The sequence below is a fragment of the Mycolicibacter virginiensis genome (genome assembly GCF_022374935.2).
Classification (GTDB): Bacteria; Actinomycetota; Actinomycetes; order Mycobacteriales; family Mycobacteriaceae; genus Mycobacterium; species Mycobacterium virginiense.
In genome coordinates, this window is record NZ_CP092430.2 from 1,685,273 (window position 1) to 1,705,655 (window position 20,383).

23 protein-coding genes and 1 pseudogene are annotated in these 20,383 nt (G+C 61.9%); 9 read left to right on the top strand and 15 right to left on the bottom strand.

Annotated elements, in window-relative coordinates; all coding sequences use genetic code 11:
• Positions 1–3 precede the first annotated feature (3 nt).
• Positions 4–1,164 (bottom strand): acyl-CoA dehydrogenase family protein, encoded by a 1,161-nt coding sequence (locus MJO54_RS08250; protein ID WP_046286526.1) that lies wholly within the window; start codon positions 1,162–1,164, stop codon positions 4–6.
• A gap of 109 nt (positions 1,165–1,273) precedes the next feature.
• On the opposite strand from MJO54_RS08250, the gene MJO54_RS08255 reads away from it, so the two are divergent.
• The 4 genes from MJO54_RS08255 (at position 1,274) to MJO54_RS23750 (ending at position 5,128) form a co-directional block, all read left to right on the top strand.
• Entirely contained in the window at positions 1,274–1,810 is a 537-nt protein-coding gene (locus MJO54_RS08255) for a DUF4352 domain-containing protein (RefSeq protein ID WP_046286527.1), read from the top strand.
• 117 nt (positions 1,811–1,927) lie between these two features.
• Positions 1,928–2,779: a ComEA family DNA-binding protein gene (locus MJO54_RS08260; protein WP_046286528.1), complete on the top strand. Its 852-nt coding sequence runs from the start codon at positions 1,928–1,930 to the stop codon at positions 2,777–2,779.
• 2 nt (positions 2,780–2,781) lie between these two features.
• Positions 2,782–3,513 (top strand): hypothetical protein, encoded by a 732-nt coding sequence (locus MJO54_RS08265; protein WP_240175782.1) that lies wholly within the window; start codon positions 2,782–2,784, stop codon positions 3,511–3,513.
• Positions 3,503–5,128, top strand: coding sequence for a recombinase family protein (locus MJO54_RS23750; protein WP_350355698.1), 1,626 nt, complete (start codon positions 3,503–3,505; stop codon positions 5,126–5,128). Before MJO54_RS08265 ends, MJO54_RS23750 begins: the two co-directional genes overlap by 11 nt.
• 670 nt (positions 5,129–5,798) lie before the next feature.
• Here MJO54_RS23750 and MJO54_RS08275 read toward each other — a convergent pair.
• The 11 genes from MJO54_RS08275 to MJO54_RS08325 form a co-directional block, all read right to left on the bottom strand.
• Positions 5,799–6,032 (bottom strand): hypothetical protein, encoded by a 234-nt coding sequence (locus MJO54_RS08275; RefSeq protein ID WP_240175783.1) that lies wholly within the window; start codon positions 6,030–6,032, stop codon positions 5,799–5,801.
• A 58-nt stretch (positions 6,033–6,090) separates the two neighbouring features.
• A complete protein-coding gene (locus tag MJO54_RS08280; RefSeq protein WP_240175784.1) occupies positions 6,091–6,378 on the bottom strand; it encodes a hypothetical protein in 288 nt (95 codons plus the stop codon).
• Between the two features lie 1,047 nt (positions 6,379–7,425).
• Entirely contained in the window at positions 7,426–7,857 is a 432-nt protein-coding gene (locus tag MJO54_RS08285) for a phage tail termination protein (protein WP_491562444.1), read from the bottom strand.
• Positions 7,857–8,225, bottom strand: coding sequence for a hypothetical protein (locus MJO54_RS08290; RefSeq protein WP_240175786.1), 369 nt, complete (start codon positions 8,223–8,225; stop codon positions 7,857–7,859). The genes MJO54_RS08285 and MJO54_RS08290 overlap by 1 nt, the downstream gene beginning before the upstream one ends.
• A gap of 16 nt (positions 8,226–8,241) precedes the next feature.
• Positions 8,242–8,652 (bottom strand): Gp19/Gp15/Gp42 family protein, encoded by a 411-nt coding sequence (locus MJO54_RS08295; RefSeq protein WP_240175787.1) that lies wholly within the window; start codon positions 8,650–8,652, stop codon positions 8,242–8,244.
• Between the two features lie 66 nt (positions 8,653–8,718).
• On the bottom strand, positions 8,719–9,804 hold the full coding sequence (locus MJO54_RS08300) for a phage major capsid protein (RefSeq protein ID WP_240175788.1): 1,086 nt from the start codon (positions 9,802–9,804) through the stop codon (positions 8,719–8,721).
• A 209-nt stretch (positions 9,805–10,013) separates the two neighbouring features.
• Positions 10,014–10,460, bottom strand: a complete 447-nt coding sequence (locus MJO54_RS08305) for a hypothetical protein (protein ID WP_240175789.1) — start codon at positions 10,458–10,460, stop codon at positions 10,014–10,016.
• The gene (locus tag MJO54_RS08310; RefSeq protein ID WP_131810702.1) at positions 10,457–10,681 is read right to left on the bottom strand and encodes a hypothetical protein; all 225 of its coding nucleotides are present in this window, start codon (positions 10,679–10,681) and stop codon (positions 10,457–10,459) included. The genes MJO54_RS08305 and MJO54_RS08310 overlap by 4 nt, the downstream gene beginning before the upstream one ends.
• Positions 10,681–10,836, bottom strand: coding sequence for a hypothetical protein (locus MJO54_RS08315; protein WP_240175790.1), 156 nt, complete (start codon positions 10,834–10,836; stop codon positions 10,681–10,683). Before MJO54_RS08315 ends, MJO54_RS08310 begins: the two co-directional genes overlap by 1 nt.
• A gap of 315 nt (positions 10,837–11,151) precedes the next feature.
• Positions 11,152–12,486 (bottom strand): DNA primase family protein, encoded by a 1,335-nt coding sequence (locus MJO54_RS08320; RefSeq protein ID WP_240175791.1) that lies wholly within the window; start codon positions 12,484–12,486, stop codon positions 11,152–11,154.
• Positions 12,483–12,677 (bottom strand): hypothetical protein, encoded by a 195-nt coding sequence (locus MJO54_RS08325; RefSeq protein WP_240175792.1) that lies wholly within the window; start codon positions 12,675–12,677, stop codon positions 12,483–12,485. Before MJO54_RS08325 ends, MJO54_RS08320 begins: the two co-directional genes overlap by 4 nt.
• 1,730 nt (positions 12,678–14,407) lie before the next feature.
• On the opposite strand from MJO54_RS08325, the pseudogene MJO54_RS08330 reads away from it, so the two are divergent.
• Positions 14,408–15,295, top strand: a pseudogene (locus MJO54_RS08330) (ComEC/Rec2 family competence protein); the annotation flags it as partial.
• A 12-nt stretch (positions 15,296–15,307) separates the two neighbouring features.
• Complete coding sequence (gene holA / locus MJO54_RS08335; RefSeq protein ID WP_046286529.1) at positions 15,308–16,270, top strand: DNA polymerase III subunit delta; 963 nt, start codon at positions 15,308–15,310, stop codon at positions 16,268–16,270.
• A gap of 69 nt (positions 16,271–16,339) precedes the next feature.
• Here the strand turns inward: holA and rpsT are convergent, their stop codons facing one another.
• Positions 16,340–16,600 carry a 30S ribosomal protein S20 gene (rpsT, locus tag MJO54_RS08340; RefSeq protein WP_046286530.1) on the bottom strand — a complete coding sequence of 87 codons (261 nt, stop codon included), beginning with the start codon at positions 16,598–16,600 and terminating at the stop codon, positions 16,340–16,342.
• A 100-nt stretch (positions 16,601–16,700) separates the two neighbouring features.
• Entirely contained in the window at positions 16,701–17,558 is an 858-nt protein-coding gene (locus MJO54_RS08345) for a ribonuclease Z (protein WP_046286531.1), read from the bottom strand.
• Between the two features lie 127 nt (positions 17,559–17,685).
• Between MJO54_RS08345 and MJO54_RS08350 the strand changes: the two genes are divergently transcribed.
• Positions 17,686–18,114: a CBS domain-containing protein gene (locus tag MJO54_RS08350; protein ID WP_046286532.1), complete on the top strand. Its 429-nt coding sequence runs from the start codon at positions 17,686–17,688 to the stop codon at positions 18,112–18,114.
• Positions 18,115–18,126: 12 nt separating this feature from the next.
• On the opposite strand, the gene MJO54_RS08355 is transcribed toward MJO54_RS08350, so the two are convergent.
• Entirely contained in the window at positions 18,127–18,741 is a 615-nt protein-coding gene (locus MJO54_RS08355) for a type II toxin-antitoxin system PemK/MazF family toxin (protein ID WP_046286533.1), read from the bottom strand.
• Between the two features lie 204 nt (positions 18,742–18,945).
• Between MJO54_RS08355 and MJO54_RS08360 the strand changes: the two genes are divergently transcribed.
• Together MJO54_RS08360 and MJO54_RS08365 are read left to right on the top strand one after the other, a co-directional pair.
• On the top strand, positions 18,946–19,494 hold the full coding sequence (locus tag MJO54_RS08360; protein ID WP_046286534.1) for a hypothetical protein: 549 nt from the start codon (positions 18,946–18,948) through the stop codon (positions 19,492–19,494).
• A 353-nt stretch (positions 19,495–19,847) separates the two neighbouring features.
• Entirely contained in the window at positions 19,848–20,381 is a 534-nt protein-coding gene (locus MJO54_RS08365) for a hypothetical protein (protein WP_233428527.1), read from the top strand.
• Positions 20,382–20,383: the final 2 nt, after the last annotated feature.

Below are 20,383 nucleotides of genomic sequence, written 5' to 3' on the forward strand. Positions count from 1 at the left end.
CTCCTAAAGGCCGAGAATGGTCGACGCGATGATGGTGCGCTGCACCTCGTTGCTGCCGCCGTAGATCGAGGTCTTGCGGTAGTTCAGATACGTCGGTGCTGCGTCCTGCGCCCAGGACGGCGTTGCGATGCCGTCGCCTGCCTCGAAGGGCAGAACATCGGGACCGGCCAGCTCCACGAACAGCTCGGTGGCGGCCTGCTGCAGCTGGCTGCCCTGCAGCTTGAGCACCGACGACGCCGGATTCGGCTTGCCGTCGGCGGAGTCGCTCGACACCCGCATCTGGGTGAGCTCGAGCGCCAGCAGGTCGTTCTCGAGTTCGGCGACCCGGGCGGCGAACAACGGATCGTCGAGCGCCCCCAACGCCTTGGCGCGCTGCTTGAGTTCGGCGACACGCACCTTGGTACGGGTCACCCCGGCGATGCCGGTGCGCTCGTTGCCCAGCAGGAACTTCGCGTAGGTCCAGCCGTGGTTCTCCTCACCGACCAGCTGATCGGCGGGCACCCGCACGTCGGAGAAGAACACCTCGTTGACCTCGTAGCCGCCGTCGATCAGCTTGATCGGCCGCATGGTGACACCCGGTGTGTCGACCCGGAACAGCAGGAAGGAGATGCCGGCCTGCTTCTTGGGGGCCTGCGGGTCGGTGCGCACCAGGCAGAAGATCCAGTCCGCGTACTGGCCGAGCGTGGTCCAGGTCTTCTGCCCGTTAACGATGTAGCTGTCACCGTCGCGCACCGCCGTGGTGCGCAGGCTTGCCAGGTCGGAGCCGGCCTCAGGCTCGGAGAAGCCCTGGCACCACCAGATGTCCAGGTTGGCGGTGGCGGGCAGGAAGCGTTCCTTGATCGCCTGGGAACCGAACTCCGCGATCACCGGGCCGACCATCTTGGCGTTGAAGGTCAGCGGTTCGGGCACCGAGGCCAGCTGCATCTCGTCGTGCCAGATCTGGTGCTGGGTCAGCGTCCAGTCCTTGCCGCCCCACTCGACCGGCCAGTTCGGTACCGCCAGGCCGTTGGCGTTGAGGATGCGCTGGGTGGTGACGATGTCGTCGGGAAAGTTCGAATGGCCCAACCGGCTGCGTTCGCGAATGTCAGCCGGGATCTCGGTGGTGAAGAAGGTCCGCATTTCGTCGCGGAACGCTGCCTCCTCCGCGCTCAGTGCCAGTCTCACGTCGACCTCCCGGTTGGTTGGGTGAACTCACGGTTGGTATGCACCCTAATCGTCACTTCTGCGGCCGTTCGGGGGAGGGCTTACCGTGCGCTTTTGTAGGCTGGACCTCATGAGACGGTGGGTCGTCGCGCTCTGTGTCCTGGTCTTGTCTCTCGTTTCGTGCTCGGCAGAGACCGCAGAGCAGGCCAAGTCGGACTCATCGCCGGGGGCTCGGCAGACACCGGCCCCGCGACCGGCCGCGCACATCGGCCAGACGCTGGACCTGATGCGCATCGGCGGGCAGAAGATCGCCGTGACGTTGACGGAGGTCATCGCACCGGCGACCGTCCCCAACGGCTGGGGCACGGCCGGCAAGACCTACCTCGCGACCAAGCTGCGGATCGAGAACGCCGGCACCACGACCATCGTCGGCAACACCAACAGCGACGTCACGGTGGTGGGTTCCGACGACCAGAACTACCCGGCCGATTTCGCCACCGTGACCGAGTGCAAGGACTTCGCCTACGGCTGGTTCCTGATCCCCGCCGGGTCGTCGAACACCGGCTGCGTCGTCTTCGCGCTGCCTACCGGGGTCACAGCGACGAAGGTCCGCTATGCGCCGTCGTCGGGGATCTCGCAAGACGTGGGGGAGTGGCTGAACCCGTAACCGCGGTGACGGCTAGCGTCGCAGCAGGTTGCGCACAGTCCGGGGTTGATCCACAGACCGGCTGGGATCGTGCCGTGAACGGACCGGGTTGACGGTGTCGGCGCCTACCGTCGGCGCATGGCACCAGAACTACCCGGCGAGCGGTTGCAGCGTCGACTAGGCCTGCTCCCGGAACCCGACCGTAGCGAGCACACCTCCGACGCAGACGGCGAGGATGACCCGAATTCGTTGCTGCCGCATTGGCTTCCGGACGGCGCAGCCGACGCGGGCTGGCTCGCCAAAGTGCGCGCCGACCCGGGCAAAGCCGGTGCGATCGCCTTGGCGGTGATCGCTGCGGTGGCGGTGCTCATCACGGTTTTCACCGTGCTGCGTGATCAGCCTGCTCCGGTGCTGAGTGCGAAACTGCCACCGGTGGAGATGGTTTCGACGGCCAGTCCGCGCACCGACGAAACGGCCGCCGGCTCTCCGAAGCCGCCGGCCGATCAGGTTGTGGTCAGCGTGGTCGGCCTGGTGCACAAGCCGGGTCTGGCGACGTTGTCGCCCGGATCGCGCATCGCCGATGCGCTGACCGCGGCCGGCGGAGCCCTCGACGGTGCGGATACGGTCGGGCTGAATCTGGCCCGGCCCTTAGTCGATGGCGAACAGATCGTGGTCGGTCTGGCGCCACCGGCGGGGCCGCCGGTGCTGGGCAGTTCGGTGGGTGCCGTCTCACCGGTGCCGGAAACACCCCGCACCAGCACCGCCCCAACCGGTCCAGAGCCCAAACATGAACCGGGCGAGCCGGTGAACCTCAACACCGCGACAGTCGAGCAGCTCGACGCACTGCCCGGGGTGGGGCCGGTGACCGCGGCGGCGATCGTGGCTTGGCGCGACAGCCACGGGAAGTTCACCCGCGTCGATCAGCTCGGCGACGTCGACGGAATCGGCCCGGCACGCCTGGAGAAGTTGCGTGCCCTGGTTCGTGTCTGAGCGTGACGTCGCCAGCGGCCGAACCGGTGCCGGCGGCCCGCCTCGACGTTCGGCTGGTGCCGGCGGCGGTGATGGGCTGGCTGGTCACCGCGGCCGGCATTCAGTGGCAGATCGGCGGCGTGCTGGCGGTGCTGTGTGCCCTGCTGGCTGTGGCCGCCGGCGTGCTGTGTTGGTACGCCGGACTGCGGCGGCGCCCCGGCTGGCGGCTGGTGGGTGCGGCGGTTGCCGCGGCATCGATGGCGGGGGCGGGCTTCGGATGGGCCGTTGCGCTGCGTACCGCCTCCGTCGAGCGCCACCCGATCGCCGCGCTGTACGGCACGACCGCGGTGGTGACGGTCACCCCGAGTGAGAGCCCACTGCCCGCCGGCGCCCGGCGGGTGATGTTCCGGGCCACCTTGCAGCGCCTCGACGACGTCGTCGCTTCCGGCCGGGTGCTGGTGTTCGCCTCCGGCGTCGAATTCGGCGAGGTGATGGTCGGCCAGTCGATGGCGTTCCGCGCCAAGGTCGCCCGCCCGGCCCGGCGGGATCTGTCGGTAGCTGTGCTCACCGCCAGCGATGCTCCGGTGCGCGGGCAACCCGGACCCGTCGCGCGGGCAGCACATCGGGTTCGGGCCCGGTTCGCGGCGGCCGCCATGCAAGTGCTGCCCGACGAGCAGGCCCGGATGCTGCCCGCATTGGTGCTCGGTGATACCTCATCTAGTAGGTTACAGCTACACTCCGGCTATGTCCAGTAGGGAGCCAAGATTGCGAGTCCTCGGCAGGGTCCGGTTATCGAGATCGACCGAAGAATCTACCAGCGTTGAGCGGCAGCGTGAGGCCATCGAACAGTGGGCCTCGCTGCAAGGACACGAAATCATCGGATGGGCTGAAGACCTCGACATATCCGGCGGGATGGACCCGTTCACCACACCCGGACTAGGACCGTGGCTCACCGATGAACACCTACATCAGTGGGACGTACTCGCAGCTTGGAAGCTCGACCGCATCAGCCGCCAAGCTATCCCGATGGGGAAGTTGTTCGGCTGGCTACAAGAGCACCAGAAGACCCTCATCTGCACCGCCGACTCTATCGACCTGTCCACGCCGATGGGCCGGCTTATCGCCTACGTCATCGCCACCATCGCTGAGGGCGAGCTAGAAGCTATCCGAGAGCGCACCTCGGGAAGTCAACTAAAAATCAGACAACTCGGACGCTGGCACGGTGGCAAACCCGCGTACGGCCTTCACGCGGTAGAGCGTGCTGGCGGCGGGTACGAGCTACAGGTGGACCGAGCCGCGGCCGAGGTAATCAACCGGATAGCAGACATGCTGCTGGAAGGTTCCCCCATCGGCCAGATAGCGGACAGGTTGAATCAAGACGGAACACCCACACCGACAGACCACTACCGGAGTTTGAAGGGTAAACCTGGTAAACGGACCCGGTGGGCCACACCAGCAATCCGATCAATGTTACGGAACCCGGCGCTAATCGGGCAGCGCGTCCATGTAAACCATGCCCGTGAATGCACATCGGACGGCGGAGCATGGTGCAAACGGAATTGCCCACCGCCGGAAACAGTCCGAGGGGACGACGGGTTACCGATCAAATTCTCCGAATCGGTAATGCCCGACAGTAAATGGCATCAGGTGCAACAGCGGTTAGACCAGATTGCAGGACTACAACGCAGCCCTAGGCAAGCGGGAGCGTCGGCGCTATCGGGGATCGTATTCTGCGGAGCACCTACACCGGGCGGTGGAATATGCGGTGCCACACTCCACAAATCCCGCGTCACCAGCAGGGGAGTGACCCACGATTACTACAAATGCCCGCGAACAACAGCGCGGGAAGCGATCAGGCTTGATATACCACGGTGCATTAGCTCATCCATACCAGCGGATTACCTCGAAGAATTAACCGAACAACGCTTCCTAGAGGAGGTGGGACACCTCAAAATTATCGAAAAAGTTTGGATCGAGGGGGACGGTCGAGACGAGCAACTACAAGCAGCGCGTGACGGCATAGAAGAGCTAGCAAAAGCTGCGGGTAGAGCTAAATCCGACACAGCACGGGAACTACTACAGCGACAAATAGCTAACTTAGATGAACAATTAGCAGAGCTGGAATCCGCACCGACTCGTAAGGCAGGTTGGGAGCACCGGGAAACACCAACAACGTACACCGAGGCATGGAACTCAGGAGACACCGACGAGCGCCGAGAACTACTACGCAAATCAGGGATTCGCGTAGAGGCATACCGGAGGATCGGAACTAACTCTTACCAATTCAGTCTAGAAGCCCCGCAAGATATGGTTGAAAGATTCAACCACGGAATAAGCCAAACCGATCCAGGCGATATAGCTGTGCGCTGATACTAAACAATGGACGAACCACAACTACGAACTTGGCGTCAGTTACCGAACGACCCCCGACATTGAATAACTCAGCAGCTTGGTCCCGCGCTTGTGCGGCTTCGGACGGGTAAGGCAATTTTGCCTTACCCATTTGTTGCCGTCGTTTCGCTTGCTCCGCGTAGATCCGCTCGTACTCCACAGCTGCTAGGCAATCGAAGATTGCCGGCGCTCAAGCGCGGACTCCGGTGGAGCCCAGCGCCACAGCAGCACGTTGGCTGCCGATGCTCCAGCAGATCGGGATTAGTGAGGCTGAAGCCAGTAGGCTGCGCCCCATTGCCGCCAAGGTCTCAAACCTTCCAAGTTTGGAAGGTTTGCCGACATCGGTATCCGCCCTTCAGGCTACACCTAATCGGCTAACCTCAAGACATGGACGATGTTAATGATTGGCCGACGACAGTTAAAGATATACCAGACGCTACAGATGCCGACGTGGCGGCAGCACGGATAGTCCAGACATACCCAAAGGATGAGCTACCCACCGCCGTAGCTGAATCGCCCGAAGTTCAGCGGCTAGCCGCGATAGGCGGCATACAGCTTCGCAAAAACAAAGACGGGGAATCGTACGGATACCGCTGCCAACAAACATCACAACCAGGTGTCTCAGACTTTGAGTAACGAACACCAGAAATCACTTCAACACGGACAGCGCCTTACGGAACCAATCAGCAGCACTCAAACCAGCTTGATTCATGATCGGCGTCAAACGCTGGTTGCCGCCGACAACCTGGCTCAGGGCTTGCATGTAATCGTGGAGACCGTTCGGATAAATCCACTCGTCAAACGATTTCAAGTTATCCGGCAACTCGGTCGCTTTAACCGGCGACCGGCTGCGTCTACGTGTTTTAGGTAAACTACCTGCCACCGCTAGAACACCTCCCAGGTGTCCGACGCTGCGGCGATTAACAGTTGGTTAATTCGCACTACAATTCCTGTTCTTCAAAGTTGAGGCGAGCCAAAAGCTGGCTCAACAATCCGCGAGAGAACCTAATCTCACTGCGGAGCGGGTGGATAACGAGTTGGTTGGCGCTGCCTTTGACGCACAACGGCTCGGCAGCAGCGGCTTTTTCAAACCGCGCGATGTCATCAGCGGTTCTGCAAGCAGACTCTAGGATTGCGATCTTGTGAGGCTCAGCGGTCAAATCAAACTCATCGGTAATGCGAGTCCACAGATTCGAGCCGGCGGTTTCTAGGCCGCGAGGTTTACGCACAATCAAACCTTTTGGGGAGGTCTAACACCGCGAATTTCAAGCAATTAAGCACGGTTTCTCCCATCTTTTAGTTGTGAAAAATGGGTAGCGAAAAACTCGCTACCAGCGGGCGCACGGTCGGTTGACCTGCGCCTTTTGCGTCGGCAGCTCCGAAGCTGCCTAGCGGAAATCAGAAAATATCTAGTCGAAAAAATGAAATAGTGCGAAGTGGTAGCGGAGCTACTACAGTCCTACGGGATCGAGGTGCTTCACTTGAAGCACCTGAGCACAAAACCATCACCATCCACGAGGGCGGTGGTAGAAGTCCTTCGCGGGCACGGGATGTCTACTCGGAACATCGCCGCCGTGACTGGAACACATCACTCGACTATTGCCGAAGACGTGGCAACTGTCGGAAATCCGACAGTTGAAAAGGTAATCAGCGAGGACGGCAGGGTCAGACCTGCTAAGCGTAAGAAATCACCGCCACCCAAGCCGCCCGTTGACGACGATGACGACGAGCTGACCGGAATCGGGCACATCAACGAGCATCAGGTGCTTAGCTGCTCACGTGAATATCGAGACGTTGAGAGAACTTGCAGAGCAACACGGTTGGACAGTTGAGCAACGCCCGGACGGATTCGTGGCACATAGAGACCTCGAAACCTTACTGGTACGGAACAAGGTGGAACCACTTGTTGCCGTCACAGCGCATATGGCCGTAGACGGTGAGACCCACCCAGCGGGTCTGACGTGCTACGAATCCTACGACGATGCTGCGGCACTGCTGACTAGGTAAGCCAGCAAACACTCAGAACCATCGGCAACGACGTTTTAAACCACACAGGATGTCGTCGCCGCATAACGGCCCGGTCGGGATGCGGGGGGAGGGGTGATACCCCCACCCCTCTGAACTGCTAATACTCTGACGTGCTGCCCGCACGCAGTGCGGTGACGCAGCAAGAGCGCAGCGGCCACACTGCACAGGCGAGGGGCACTAGCAAACACACGAGACACCCTCTGCCCCGACGACCACACAAGGCACTGGCTGACCTGCCAGTGCGAGGGCTAGGCCGCAGGGCTAAGCAGTACGCGGGTACGTGGAGGACGAACCCCAAACTGCACTAAACCCTGGACTGCCCACGCATCCTGGAAAGGGGAGCTGACCTGCGTACTGCCCGACCTCTCAAAGATCGAATGCAGGTAACCGGCAGGCGTCACGGTCTGACGCCGCACCACGTCGTAGAGAACTTCCAGCACATCCTCGTAGAGTTCTTCAGCCTCGGGTAGCCCGTCCTTGGAGTGGACGGTCAGCTCAACAATCGGCGTACCCAACAGCGTCGGCTCAGTCCGGTGACGGACACCGCCGGATCTGCGCAACTGGATGAGTGGAAACTTCCGGTGGCTGACATTGGGCACCCACGAAACCACTTGGCAGTCGGGGAACTCGGCTCTGAGGATCGGTGCCACCACACTGAAAACCCTTGGTAAATGGGGCACTATGACCGCTTGATCGTGTAGACAAACCGGGCGGTACGAGGGGAACAGTTGTGTCGGTTGCCGTACCCGAACACAGCCCAACGATCACCGTTCCAATCCACTTGAGATTGAAGACCGAGCAACCCGTGAGACCGGTTGAATGCCCTGGTAAACCTCATCGAGTAGACCTCCTCAGATTCAAAGCCGGTGTCGGACTGCTCAGCCCTACGAGCTGACGTGCCCGTCTGGTTCATCACCTGGAATCGTGCGGTGGTTGGGATTCCAACCGTGGCCGGCATCGTCTTCGGGTTGCCGTCGATGTCTTCGGTGAACACTTCGGGATAAACAATCACCGGTTCGTACTGGGCACCGCGATCTAGCAGAGACACGTCTAAACCTCCTGTGTCACAGCGGAAACGCGAATCGGGGATCGACCCGGCGACGTTCAAACGGTGTCCGCACTCTCGGATGAATCACGAACATCGCGGACCCAACGCCCAACAAGCCCCACTCGCGCGTAGTGATCTGTAGTTCGCCGGATGCCAGTTGATAATTCAACTGGTAGGTGTAGTCACCATCGGTTTCCGATGTGTAACCCTCGGGGTTTTGGATCACCCGTTTCACAGCGGTGGACTCCACCCGGACCACCAGCGACTCATCAAGATCGCCGTTGGTGACCTTCTCGTCTAGGTCGGGGATGCGCTGCCTGATCTCCAGCTCAACATCTTCAAGCAAGATTTCCGCTTGGGATTGCTCATCGGTTGTAAGTGTTCTGCCAAGTCGCGCAGCGACATCGGCCACTTCTGCATAAGCCAATTAGGGAACCTCCCCTAGCCAGGCAGGTGGGTTAGCGGACCCACCTGCCCGTGCCAGATTGGGAATCTAGGCCAGGGTCACCGACGCGCCGGTACCACCGGTCAGCGCGGAACCATCCATGGTCAACACACCCGGAACTGAGACGGTGAACTCACCAGCAGAGCCGGTAACGGTCACGTCATCGGCCACGATGCCGTCGTCAATACCGACGATTGCAGACTTAACCGCAGTCGCGTTGGCGTTGTGGGCGATAGTCACAGATGGGCCGAGACCGTTGAGGCTCACCGTTGCGTTACCGCCGGTTGCACCACCAAAACTCAGCGAGTAAGTGATCGGGCCGTTGACGATACGAACCACGCCAGGCTCGTTGACGAACGCAAAACCGATCCGGGAGGTAGCCCGAATCCACCGGCCATCCTGAGCGACGTTGTGGAACATCTCAACAGCCGTACCGCTGCGCTGAACGAACAGCACGTGATCCCGAGGGATACCCCACGCGACCGTGCCAGAGTCCACCTGATCAGAGACCAACACCGGCAGACCACAGACCTGAATACCGTCGTCAACAAAAGTCAAGAGCGGTTGGTTGCTGCCGGTGGCAATCTTCAACTTGCTCAACGTCTCAGCGGTTTCCGGCGAGACCACCCACGCGGTAAGCGTTGAGCCGTGCGCCAGCGCCTTGTAGCGGGCGCTGACAAAAGCATCCAGGTTGGTCACAGAACCACCGGTACCAACCACGGAGTAGCCCAGCGACAGCAGGCCGTTCGGACCCTTAGCGGTGGTATTGGCAAAGAATGCCTGGTCGACAGACCTGGCGATCTGATTGGCAAGAGCCTGCCCGATACGGTCAGCGATGGCCGGATCGGTGTCACCGACCGACTCGTTGCCAACCAAGGTGAGGCCGGCAGTTTTGGTCGGGATAACCGTGACCTCATCCGCGTTGCCATCAGCTTCGGCGATGACATCTAATTCATCGTACCAGCCGACACCGGGATCGGACTTCCACACCGGGACACTCAGTTTCGCCCGGTTGGTCGCCAAGAACGTCGCAGCGTTAGCGGCGATCGACTTAGCCTGAACAGCGAGATTAACGAGGTCGCCGTAATCCTCGGGCAACCAAGCGGCTGCCAGATCAGCACGTGTAGTGCTCAATTTGTCCTCCTAAGGACACGGCTAGGAGCGAAGCCCCGACGCCTAGAGCGTCGGCAACCCCGTTGCCTAGCGATGAAAAAAGCCACCCGGTCTAGCCGGATGGCTTCGATGAATTGGATTGACACCGCCACAGACGAGTGCCACAGGTGCGCCGCTGGCGCAGGCCAGACCCAGCCACAGACCGGGGTCCAGCGGAAAACTAGGGGTGGCTATGAAGCCACCGGGCGATCCCTCAACAAGTTGCCCCACGTCGGACTGGCCTTAACGGCGGATGCGCCAAAACCTTGGGAGCGGTCAACAGCAACGTCAGCCAACCTCAGACCTGGACGAGAACCGAGAATGTCGGAGACCACCGCAGACACTTTGTCGGGGTCAACAAACCCCGAATCGTCCAACAGCTCATCGAGTTCGATACCGCCCAACGTGAACAAGTCAGCTGGCTCGCTCAGTCCCTTCGCGGCGAGCCGTTCAGCGTCCCGGCGCTGAAGTTCCCGGACCATCGCCTGAGCCTCGTTGCGCTCCACCCGATACCGGGCCTCACGATTCGGCCTAGGCTCACCGGGGGAAACGTCCGTATTGGTGTCTAGATTCAATTCTGACGGGTTTTCACCATCTTCGGGTGTAATGACATCAGATGGAATAGTTTCGTTACTCAATTCGACCCCTGGATACTCGGAATAGACAAGCCTTTAGTAGGTTCGGGACGGCGGAAACGCCGGTCCCACAATTCACGGCGAGCCTGCAAGTCACCTTTATGCCACGGCTCATCGCCGTCCGCCTCGATAGCGGCGTTTAAGTTCTCGGTGCGCTTTACAAACTCTGCGAAACGCTCATCGCGGGATTTAGCCCACGGTGCCGTGCTGTCGTTGTGCGCCATCACAACACCTCGACATACGAGTTGTTGAAACCGGCGAGAACGTCCAACACGGTCATCGGTTTGGGTAGTTCGATGTCGTCGTGGGAGACCTCCCACTCGACGCGGCGACCGAAGCCGGATTCAAGACTGCCAATCAGATCAGATATGTAGTTCATCTATAGACTCCATTCAAAAGGTTGGTTAGATCCCTCGCGGTGCTCGGGGGAGGGTGGTTAGTGCCCTCGCTCGTCAAGCTCGACTCGGGGGATAGGTGCGCTTCGCGCAGGCTGAAAAAGTTTGCTAGAGGGCATAGGCGCTGACGCGGGCTACAAGCCCTACATATAAGAGACTTTTTCTAGAAAGTTGCCGTAATTGCCGTCATTTTAGAGTCCTACCACTAGTGACCTGCGGTTATAGATTTTTAGGTGACGGCAGTTTGACGGCAACTTTGCCCTAAATGACGGCAACTTCTAGCCAGATGACGGCAACTTTCACGGCCTAGAGGGAAAATCCCATCCGTAAGTGCCCTCGCGGTTTTTCTTTGCTGGACCGAGCACAGCGGCTACCCGTTCGTAGAACTTGTTCCGGGTCAAAGCCTGCTTGCCGTTGCCGTCTTCGATCCACAATTTGTAACAGTCGTACGTACGCGTACGTGGTGTGAAACCCACCGGCAGCGTCTCCCCATCGGCCAGCCATGCCCGGACAGGATCGGAGCGAGTGGCGAATGCCTCCCTTGCAGCATCACCCGGTGTTGAGCGTCGGATGGTGAAACCGGTGGCGGCGGCGCGGCGCAGAAGCTTGCCTGCGATAGCGGCCCGCTCTGAGAACAGCCGAGCCTCGATGGTGGTATCAGAGCCGTCAAACGTGTTGGGGAACTCGATAATTTCCCACCGCCGTAGGTAACCCTCGGACGTGTCCGACGACGTTGGAATCTGGTTGGCCGAGAAAACCGGCACGGCCCAGACGTGCGCGGCATAAGCCTGTGCGTGCTTTACGTCCATCTCCACTAGGTCACCGCCGGTCATTTGCTTAAAAGCACCGGTACTATCTAAATGCCCGCCGTCAATTTCACCGACCAGATTTATAGCCTTGGCATAGAGGCGTGCGGCGGCAAACCGGGTACTGAGTCGCTGAAGCGGAACCGCTGCCATACTCTGCCGACCAGCGATTGCCTCGATGAGATTGAGCAGCACACTCTTACCGTTCCTACCTGTACCGGTAAGCATCACCGCACGTTGTAGCGGGTTACCGGGCCTCAGGAGGTAGGCCAGGATGTCGAGCACCCGGTCGATGTCGCCGGGGTGGAGCACATCGGCCAAGAACCTGTCGAACTCTGGTGTATCCGCCGAGAACGTCGGATCAACATCGAGCTGATAGGTAACCAGCAGGTCGGGATCGTGCGGAACAACCTCGCCGTTGGTGAAGTCGAACAGGCCCACGGGCAGCGACACAAAGCGGTCATCTGGCCGATCCGGGTAAATGAACTGCTCCCCGTGCTTTAACTCAGCACGGAGACGGTCGGTGACTGTGCCCAAGTGCTTATTGCGGCGGTAAGTCTTACCCATCCTCAGCGGCAGGGTGTCGGCTACAACATTGCGATCCTCTGACCAAACACCGCCGGAGTATGACCACAAAGCTCCCGACCGGGGATCGAGACGAATGGGCCGTTCGGCTCGGATCGCCTGCGACCACCGAACAGGGTTAAAGCCCCGCGTATCCTCAGGATCAACGCCGCGCTGTATCAGCTCGGCGCAGTCGCATTCCAACTCGCCGCATTCCGGGCAGATGGGTACAGTGTTTTCCACCACCTGCAAAGGCCGGCTCATTTTGCCTGCAATGCTTCGATCTGCTCCACCAGGCTAAGCCCGATAACCCTCGCCTCATCGCGCTCGGCGATTACCGCCGCGAGTTCTTCGCGGGCCGCGTTCCGCTCAACTCGGAATCTTGCGGACTCCCTGCGCAACTGAGCGATATAGATAATCGTCTCAGGGTCTAGCTCATTTAGATCAACTGCCATTTTTCTACCTCCCATGGCACCACCGGAGCGCCATAAACAGCCCTAGAATCAATCTAGGGGGATTTTCCTAACCTTTTGGATAGGACATACCGCAGAGCCGATTACGTTGCTCTACGTTTGAATTAGCGGGCTAAGCCGCGCTAAGAGTTTTCTGCATTGCCTGAACCAGTGCGTAGGCTTCGTTCCGTCTCTGACGAAACCGACGCTGCCGCTCGCGGGCGCAGGCCAAACACTGACCGTTGCGACGGGCGGTTACATCGTGCCGCGCGCATCGAGGGTGAGCCATTATTTTCCTTGCGTGATCCGCCGCTGACGGATCGGTTGAACTGTGGACGCCACTGACGCCCGTTACTAACGGCTTGGTGAGTTTAAAAAATTGAACCTACGGCGGGAGTCTAGGGACCGCCGCAGGCCAACAAGGCAGAGTCAACCCTACTAACCTCTACCCACAACACCGCCGGAGTTCGCCAAAACTGCGGTGTTGAAATCTATGAAGGTATGAGCGCGTAGCTCTTTACCCCTCCCATGGTATATACGTCGCACTTTTAACCAAAAGTTGGAAACCACCTCATACTGTGACCGAAGTCACTGGTCGGGGATGGGCCTAGCGGCTTACCCCTCCCATGGTATATGGGTGAGTATTTTTACGTTTACCCCCGAAAGCACCCTATATTGTGATCAAGCTCACTACGGGATAGTGAAGTACGGAAGCCATATATCCGCATCAGGCGCGCCGCTAACTGCAAGCCATTCCTCACGGAGGAATCCGTCACGCACCAGGTGGCGCAATAGGGGATCGTCACCGTCGATAGGCGTACCGGCTTCCAGGGCTCGGACAACCTGCCGACCTACAAGGGTGTGAGGATCACTGTCGCCGTAGTATTCGGAAACAGCGCGAATCCACTTGGATAGGTCCATAATCTTGTTTACCCCTCCCATGGTATATACGTGTAACTTTTCGCAAAAAGGTGGGAATCAACCCTGAGTGTGACAAACGTCATAGACTGCCGTTAACCATCGTCCACGTCCCAGCTACTCTGGTTAGGTCTCTGGCCACCGGGTCTGTAACCGCCAGTTACCAAAGCGTCGCACGCGGCGAACGGCCCGACCCACCTGCCCGTGTCCGGGCAATAGGTAGCGGAACCGAAGTCATCGCTACACAACCGGTCATCGAAACACAGCGCGGGAATCGGGTCGGCGGCTGCGGTAGGCGCGGACGCCGCGCCGCCGGTCAATACCGCTGCGATAACTAGAACTCGCATCATCGGGACACCACCCGGACATCGTGAGGGTGGTAATTCTCGACCAACCCGTTATCGAGCTTGACTTTGATATACCCCTTACAAACACGGGATACCCGACCAGTCAAACCGTCAACCTGCCCCGATAACCCGACGTAACGCACGCGCTGTCCAGTAGTGAGAACCACGCCAGCAGCGTCACACCAGCCACCGACACCGCGACTCACTTGCACTCCGTGATGTCGGGGTGCGGGCTGGGGATAAACCGGCAATCACATGACGGAACGTGATAGGCAACCCCTCGAACCACCTTGCGGCCACACCGCCCATCCTCGCTGCCGGGGATGACCAGGATGGTCCCAGCGGCACACATCCACGATAAGAACGTCGCCAAATCCACACCTGCCTCTACGGCGGCAACCTCGATAGAGATCACGTCGTCTAAATCATCGAGCATCCCAAAACCCCTTCCTAGATGATTGGTGAAACCTACTAGGTGACACCTCGGCGATCACTGCCGCCACCGGCCGAGACTTTCGGGCCGCGGGGCTGACGCATCTGATGGCGGTCTCCGGGGCCAACGTGACGATCGTCTGCGGTGCGGTGCTGTTTTCGGCGCGGTTGGTTGGGCCGCGGGCGGCCGTGGTGCTGGCCGGGGGTGCCCTGGTCGCGTTCGTGATCGTCGTGCAGCCCACGGCCAGTGTGCTGCGGGCGGCGGTGATGGGGGCCATCGCATTGTTGGGGGTGCTGTCGGCGCGCAGCCGGCAGGCGGTGCCGAGTCTGGCGGCCAGTGTGCTGGTGCTGCTGGCGTTGGCCCCGCACCTGGCGGTCGACGTCGGGTTCGCGCTGTCGGTGGTGGCCACCGCGGCGCTGGTGCTCATCGCGCCGGTCTGGACGGCCCGGCTGGAGGCGCATGGGTGGCCTCGACCGCTGGCCGCCGCGGTCTGCGTGGCGTGGGCGGCCAACCTGGTCACCGCGCCGTTGATCGCCGGGATCTCCGGGCGGCTCAGCCTGGTCAGTACGGTGGCAAACCTGGCGGTGGCGGCGCTGGTCGCGCCGATCACCGTGCTGGGCAGCGCGGCGGCAGTGTTGTGCGGGTGGTGGCCGGCAGGCGCCTACCTATTGATCCGGTTCACCGGACCGGAGTTGTGGTGGGTGTGCCGCGTCGCGCGCTGGGCCGGCGGACTGCCGGCCGCGACCGTGCCGGTGCCGGACGGCCCCGCGGGGGTCGTCGGGGTGGGCGCCGCCGCAGTCCTGGTGGTGATTTGTTGGCGATGGCAGTGGTGCCGCCGGGTGCTGGCCGCGTCGGGGCTATGCCTGCTGGCGTGGTCGGCCGCGCAGGTGTTGACCGGCTGGGCGGGTGTCGGCGCAGCGTGACACGATTGGCGGGTGAGCCAATCGGTTTCGCCACTGCATCTGATCCTCGGGGACGAGGAGCTGCTGGTCGAACGGGCCGTTGGTCAGGTGCTTGCCGGGGTGCGGGCGCAGGCCGGCAGCACCGACATCCCGGTGGATCGGTTGCGCGCCGGTGAGGTGGCGGCGGGTGAACTCGCGGAGCTGCTGAGCCCGTCGCTGTTCGCCGACGAACGGGTGGTGGTGCTCGAGGCCGCAGCCGAAGCCGGCAAGGACGCCGTGACGCTGATCGAAGCAACGGCCGCTGATATTCCGCTGGGCACCGTACTGGTCGTGGTGCACTCCGGTGCGGGGCGGGCCAAGGCACTGGCGGGGAAGCTGCGGGAACTCGGCGCCGAGGTGCACGCCTGCGCCCGCATCACCAAGGCCTCAGAACGCTCCGACTTTGTGCGCGCCGAGTTCCGCGGGCTCAAGGCCCGCGTCGACGACGACACGGTGACGGCATTGCTCGACGCGGTGGGCTCCGATATCCGGGAACTGGCCTCGGCGTGTTCGCAGCTGGTCGCCGATACCGGCGGGCATGTTGACGCCATCGCGGTGCGCCGCTATCACAGCGGCAAAGCCGAGGTGAAAGGGTTCGACGTCGCCGATCGGGCGGTCGTCGGCGACGTCGCCGGTGCCACCGAGGCGCTGCGCTGGGCGATGATTCGTGGCGAACCGCACGTGGTGCTGGCCGACGCCCTGGCCGAGGCGATTCACACCATCGCCCGGGTGCGGTCCAAGTCTGGTGATCCCTACCGGCTGGCCGGCGAATTGGGCATGCCGCCCTGGCGGGTGCAAAAGGCACAGAAGCAGGCCCGGTTTTGGTCGCCGGGGACGATGGCGGCCGCGGTGCGGCTGGTGGCCGGCCTCAACGCCGACGTCAAGGGCGCCGCTGCCGACGCCGACTACGCATTGGAGGCCGCGGTCCGCGGGGTCGCCGAGTTGGCCGACCGCTGACCCAGGCAACACGAAGGCCCCTGTTCGCCAGTGGAATCAGGGGCCTACGCTTGCGGGCAATCCGCTAGGTCAGAGCTGGTTGAGCGCCTTCGCCAGCGCCGACTTCTTGTTAGCGGCCTGGTTCTTGTGGATGACGCCCTTGGTGGCGGCCTTGTCCAGCTTGCGGCTGGTCGAGACCAGCAGCTCGCCGGCCTTGTCCTTGTCGCCGGCTGCGGCGGCCTCGCGGAAGGCACGGATCGCGGTGCGCACCGCCGACTTCACCGACTGGTTGCGCAGCCGGGCTTGCTCGTTGGTCCGGTTGCGCTTCACCTGCGACTTGATGTTGGCCACGGAGTAATTCCTTCGCAAAAGCTTGAGTTGGGTTTGCCTCCCGAAGCGGGAGCAACAGCTGTTCAGGGTACCAGCTGGTTCGGTAACTCCCCAACTCGCCTCAGCCGCGGGCGGTCACCTCGACTCGATGCAGGTCGTTGCCGAGTTCGATCGGCCCGTCGAACTCCGCGGCGGCCAGCGCCCGCCATTGCTCTTCCTGCCCGGGCGCGATGGCGGGCACATAGTGGGTCAGCACCAGAATGCCCGCCCCGGCCCGTTTGGCGGTCGCGGCAGCCTGAGCCACCGAGGAGTGGTAGTCACAGATATCGCGGATGCGCTGCTGGGGCAGCAACTCGATGAGGTCGCTGCGGATGACGGTGTGCACCAACGCACCGGCTCCGGCCGCCAACTCGTCGAGGCTGTCGCAGGGCACGGTGTCGCCGGCCATCACCACCGAGGCGGTCCCGTCGTCGTCGGAGTGCTCGATCCGGAATCCGATGGTCGGTGTCACCGGCCGGTGGTCGGTGGGCGCCACGGTGATCCGCACCCGGTCGTGGTCCCAGACCTGGCCGGTGGTGTATTCCTGCACGTCGACTGGGGGAGGGGCGGTCAGATCGTCGTGGTGGGCGATGCGGTAGCCGATGTCGTGACCGAAGGCGCGCAAGGTCGCCTCCACTACCTCTGCGGTGCCCGGTGGTCCGATGATCGGCAGGGGCGGGGCGTCGGGGGTGAAGGTGGTGACCCATCGGGTGATCAGCAGATCCCCCAGGTCGGCGATGTGATCGCTGTGCAGGTGGGTGAGTAACAGTGCCGAGAGGGTGTTGGCAGAGCCACCCACCGCTGCCAAACGCTGGAGCACCCCCCGTCCGCAGTCGACCAGCAGTTGCTGGCCCCCGGCTCGGATCAGGGTCGACGGGCCGGCACGATTCGGGTCCGGGATCGGGCTTCCGGTGCCCAGCAGGGTGATCTCAATCGTCATGACGTCACATATGCCACAGATGTCGGCCGTGCGCTATGCGATCGGCTGAGTTTCGTTATCGCCACCCCGGACCGGCGTGAAATGGCCTAGCCTGGTGTGAAGCAGATCACTGCGGCGGGAGGCTTCAATGCGGATCGCGGATGTATTGCGGAACAAGGGTGCGGCGGTGGTGACCATCCATCCGGATGCCACGGTCATGGAGTTGCTGGCGGGCTTAGCTGAGCACAACATCGGCGCCATGGTGGTGATCGGGCGTGAGGGTCTGGAGGGGGTGGCCTCCGAGCGTGACGTGGTACGCCAGCTGCACGTCCACGGCGCCAGTCTGCTGGCTCGGCCGGTCTCGGCCATCATGACCCGCCTGGTGGCGACCTGCGCCAAGTCCGACTCCGCCGACGATGTCAGCATGTTGATGACCGAGCACCGCGCGCGTCACATACCGGTGCTGGAAAACGGCCGACTGGCCGGGATCGTCAGCATCGGCGACATCGTCAAGTCCCGGATGGAAGAGCTGCAGGCCGAGCACGAGCAACTGCGCGACTACATCGCCCAGGGCTAGCCGGTCGCGGCGTCAGCTCCAGGCATAGTCGCTGCGCAGCCGGGCGGCCACCACCTCGAACACCGAACGCTCCAGGATCGCGCCTTCGCGCCGGATGGATTCCTCGGGCACGTCGAGCACCCGGTCGAGCCGCACCCAGCTGACCCGGTGAGCGTCATCCCAGGTACCCGCGCCGATGCCGACCCAGTTCGTGTCCTCGGCATGCCGTTGCCTGCTGGACAGCATCAGGCCAAGCAGCATGTTGCGGTCGCGGCCGACGACCAATACCGGGCGGTCCTTCCCGCGGTCTGGCTCATCCTCGTAGGCCACCCAGGTCCAGACGATCTCGCCCGGGTCGGCGCGACCGTTGAGATCGGGGGCGTAGACGAGCCGGCGTGCCCGGTGCGCGGTGGGAACACTGCTGTCGGTCACAGGACGCCCGGCGGCGATTTCCGTAGTGGGCGCCGATGATGCGCCGCTGAGCATCTCCAGGCCGATCTTGATGCCCTGCTCGATGCCGCGCTGGATGCGCTGCTGTACCTGCGGCGCCTGCTCGAGTTGGCGGATGAACCGTGGGGCTTCGTTGAACACCAGGTTCTCCGCGAATCGCTGCACCGACTCCCATGGGGTCTTCCGCGGGGAAGCCATGCTCGAAGCATAGGCGAAAGCCGTTCCGGGCACCGGTTTCTTGGCCGCCGCGACGCCGCGGCAACGGCAGTGCTTGCTTGACGCGACCGTAAACCAAAGACACAGGAACCTGTACGAAAACTGAAGTGCCACTTGTGTTGTCCGCAGAGATGCAGCCTGGGGCGGACTACCGCCGAAAGAGAGACATCGCGAAAGGCATTGAACATGAACATGCGCAAAATCGTCGTCGTTGGTGGCTTCGCCGCCGGCGCGGCGTTTGTATTGGCGCCGTTGGCCTCGGCCGACACCGACCCGTTGGCGCCCCTCGTGAGCAGCGAGGTCGCGTCGATGAACTTTCTGTTCGGGACCGACGCATTCCTGGCGGGCGTTCCCTCCACGGACGTGACCATGGGCCCGCAGGGTTTCGAGATCATCAAGCCGGCGGACATCCCGACGGTGCAGGACGATGGCAAGACCCTGTTCGACTTCCTCGTCTACGGACTGAACCCGACAATGGCGGGGCTGGCCACCGATCCGGGTGCCTACAGCGTCTTCAACGGCGCCATGGTCCCGTTCGACGACAGCATCAACTCGCTGCTGTACGCGATGATGAACAACGGCGCTGTGCTCGACTGGGACAGCGGCGACCTGTTCGGCGGCAACAGCGCGATGGACATCGCCAACTCCGCCGGAAGTGGCTGGGAAGAGGCCGCTAACTACCCCAGCTTCGCCTGGGGTGACCTGATGGGCTACTTCGGCATCTTCGACTCCTAGCCGCAGCCCGAAGCGAAACCCCCCGAGGATGGTCTCCGGGGGTTTCGTCTTGCTGCGGCACCGTCAGGCCAGTCGTTCACTTGAAGACCTCCGTCTCATCCAATGCTGTATATCGGAGGCGCAGCCTGTGACATTAGGAACGCTCTGACGTGCACAAACCTGATCCAAGTTGGGGGAAGATAGGTGAAGAACCCAAGAAAGCCGAAGCGCAAGTGAACATTCACTTGTATTGATCACAGGTCTTTGTTAGATTTAATCCGGCTTACAGCAAAGGTGCTGGGGGGAGCCGCCGGCGGGGGTGGGGAAACCGACCGCCGGGCAGTGAGTATGAAGGGCATTTGGGGGGAATGGACATGCGGAAAATCGGCGTGCTTGGCAGCTTCGCCGCTGGTATCGGACTTGCGTTGGCGCCGTTGGCGGCGGCCGACGACTCGACCGGCTTCGACTTCAGTGCGGTGCTGGCCAGTGAGATTCAGTCGATGAACTTCCTCTTCGAGTCGCAGGCCACTTTGGCCGGCGTCGCGGACAAGGTCATCGACGCCTCAGCTGCCCAGCCCTTCCTGACTATCGACAAAGACGACGTGAACGCCACCTTGGGGACGCTGCTCTACGGCGTCAACTGGGAGAATGAGATCTCCTCCGATCCGGGTGCCTACAGCCTGCTCAACGGCGCGCTGACCGAGTTCATCGACGGCAACAACGTGCTGTTGTTTGCGATCCTCAACGGCGGCGACCAGATCGACGTCGAGAACGCGGCCGACTACCTGTTCGGATCCGACGCCGCGATCACCGCAGGTCTGGCCGGCGAAAGTGCCTGGGAGGACGCCGCCCTCTTCTTCCAGGCCGGCATGGCTGACATCGGCGGTTACTTGGCGATTGACCTGTAATT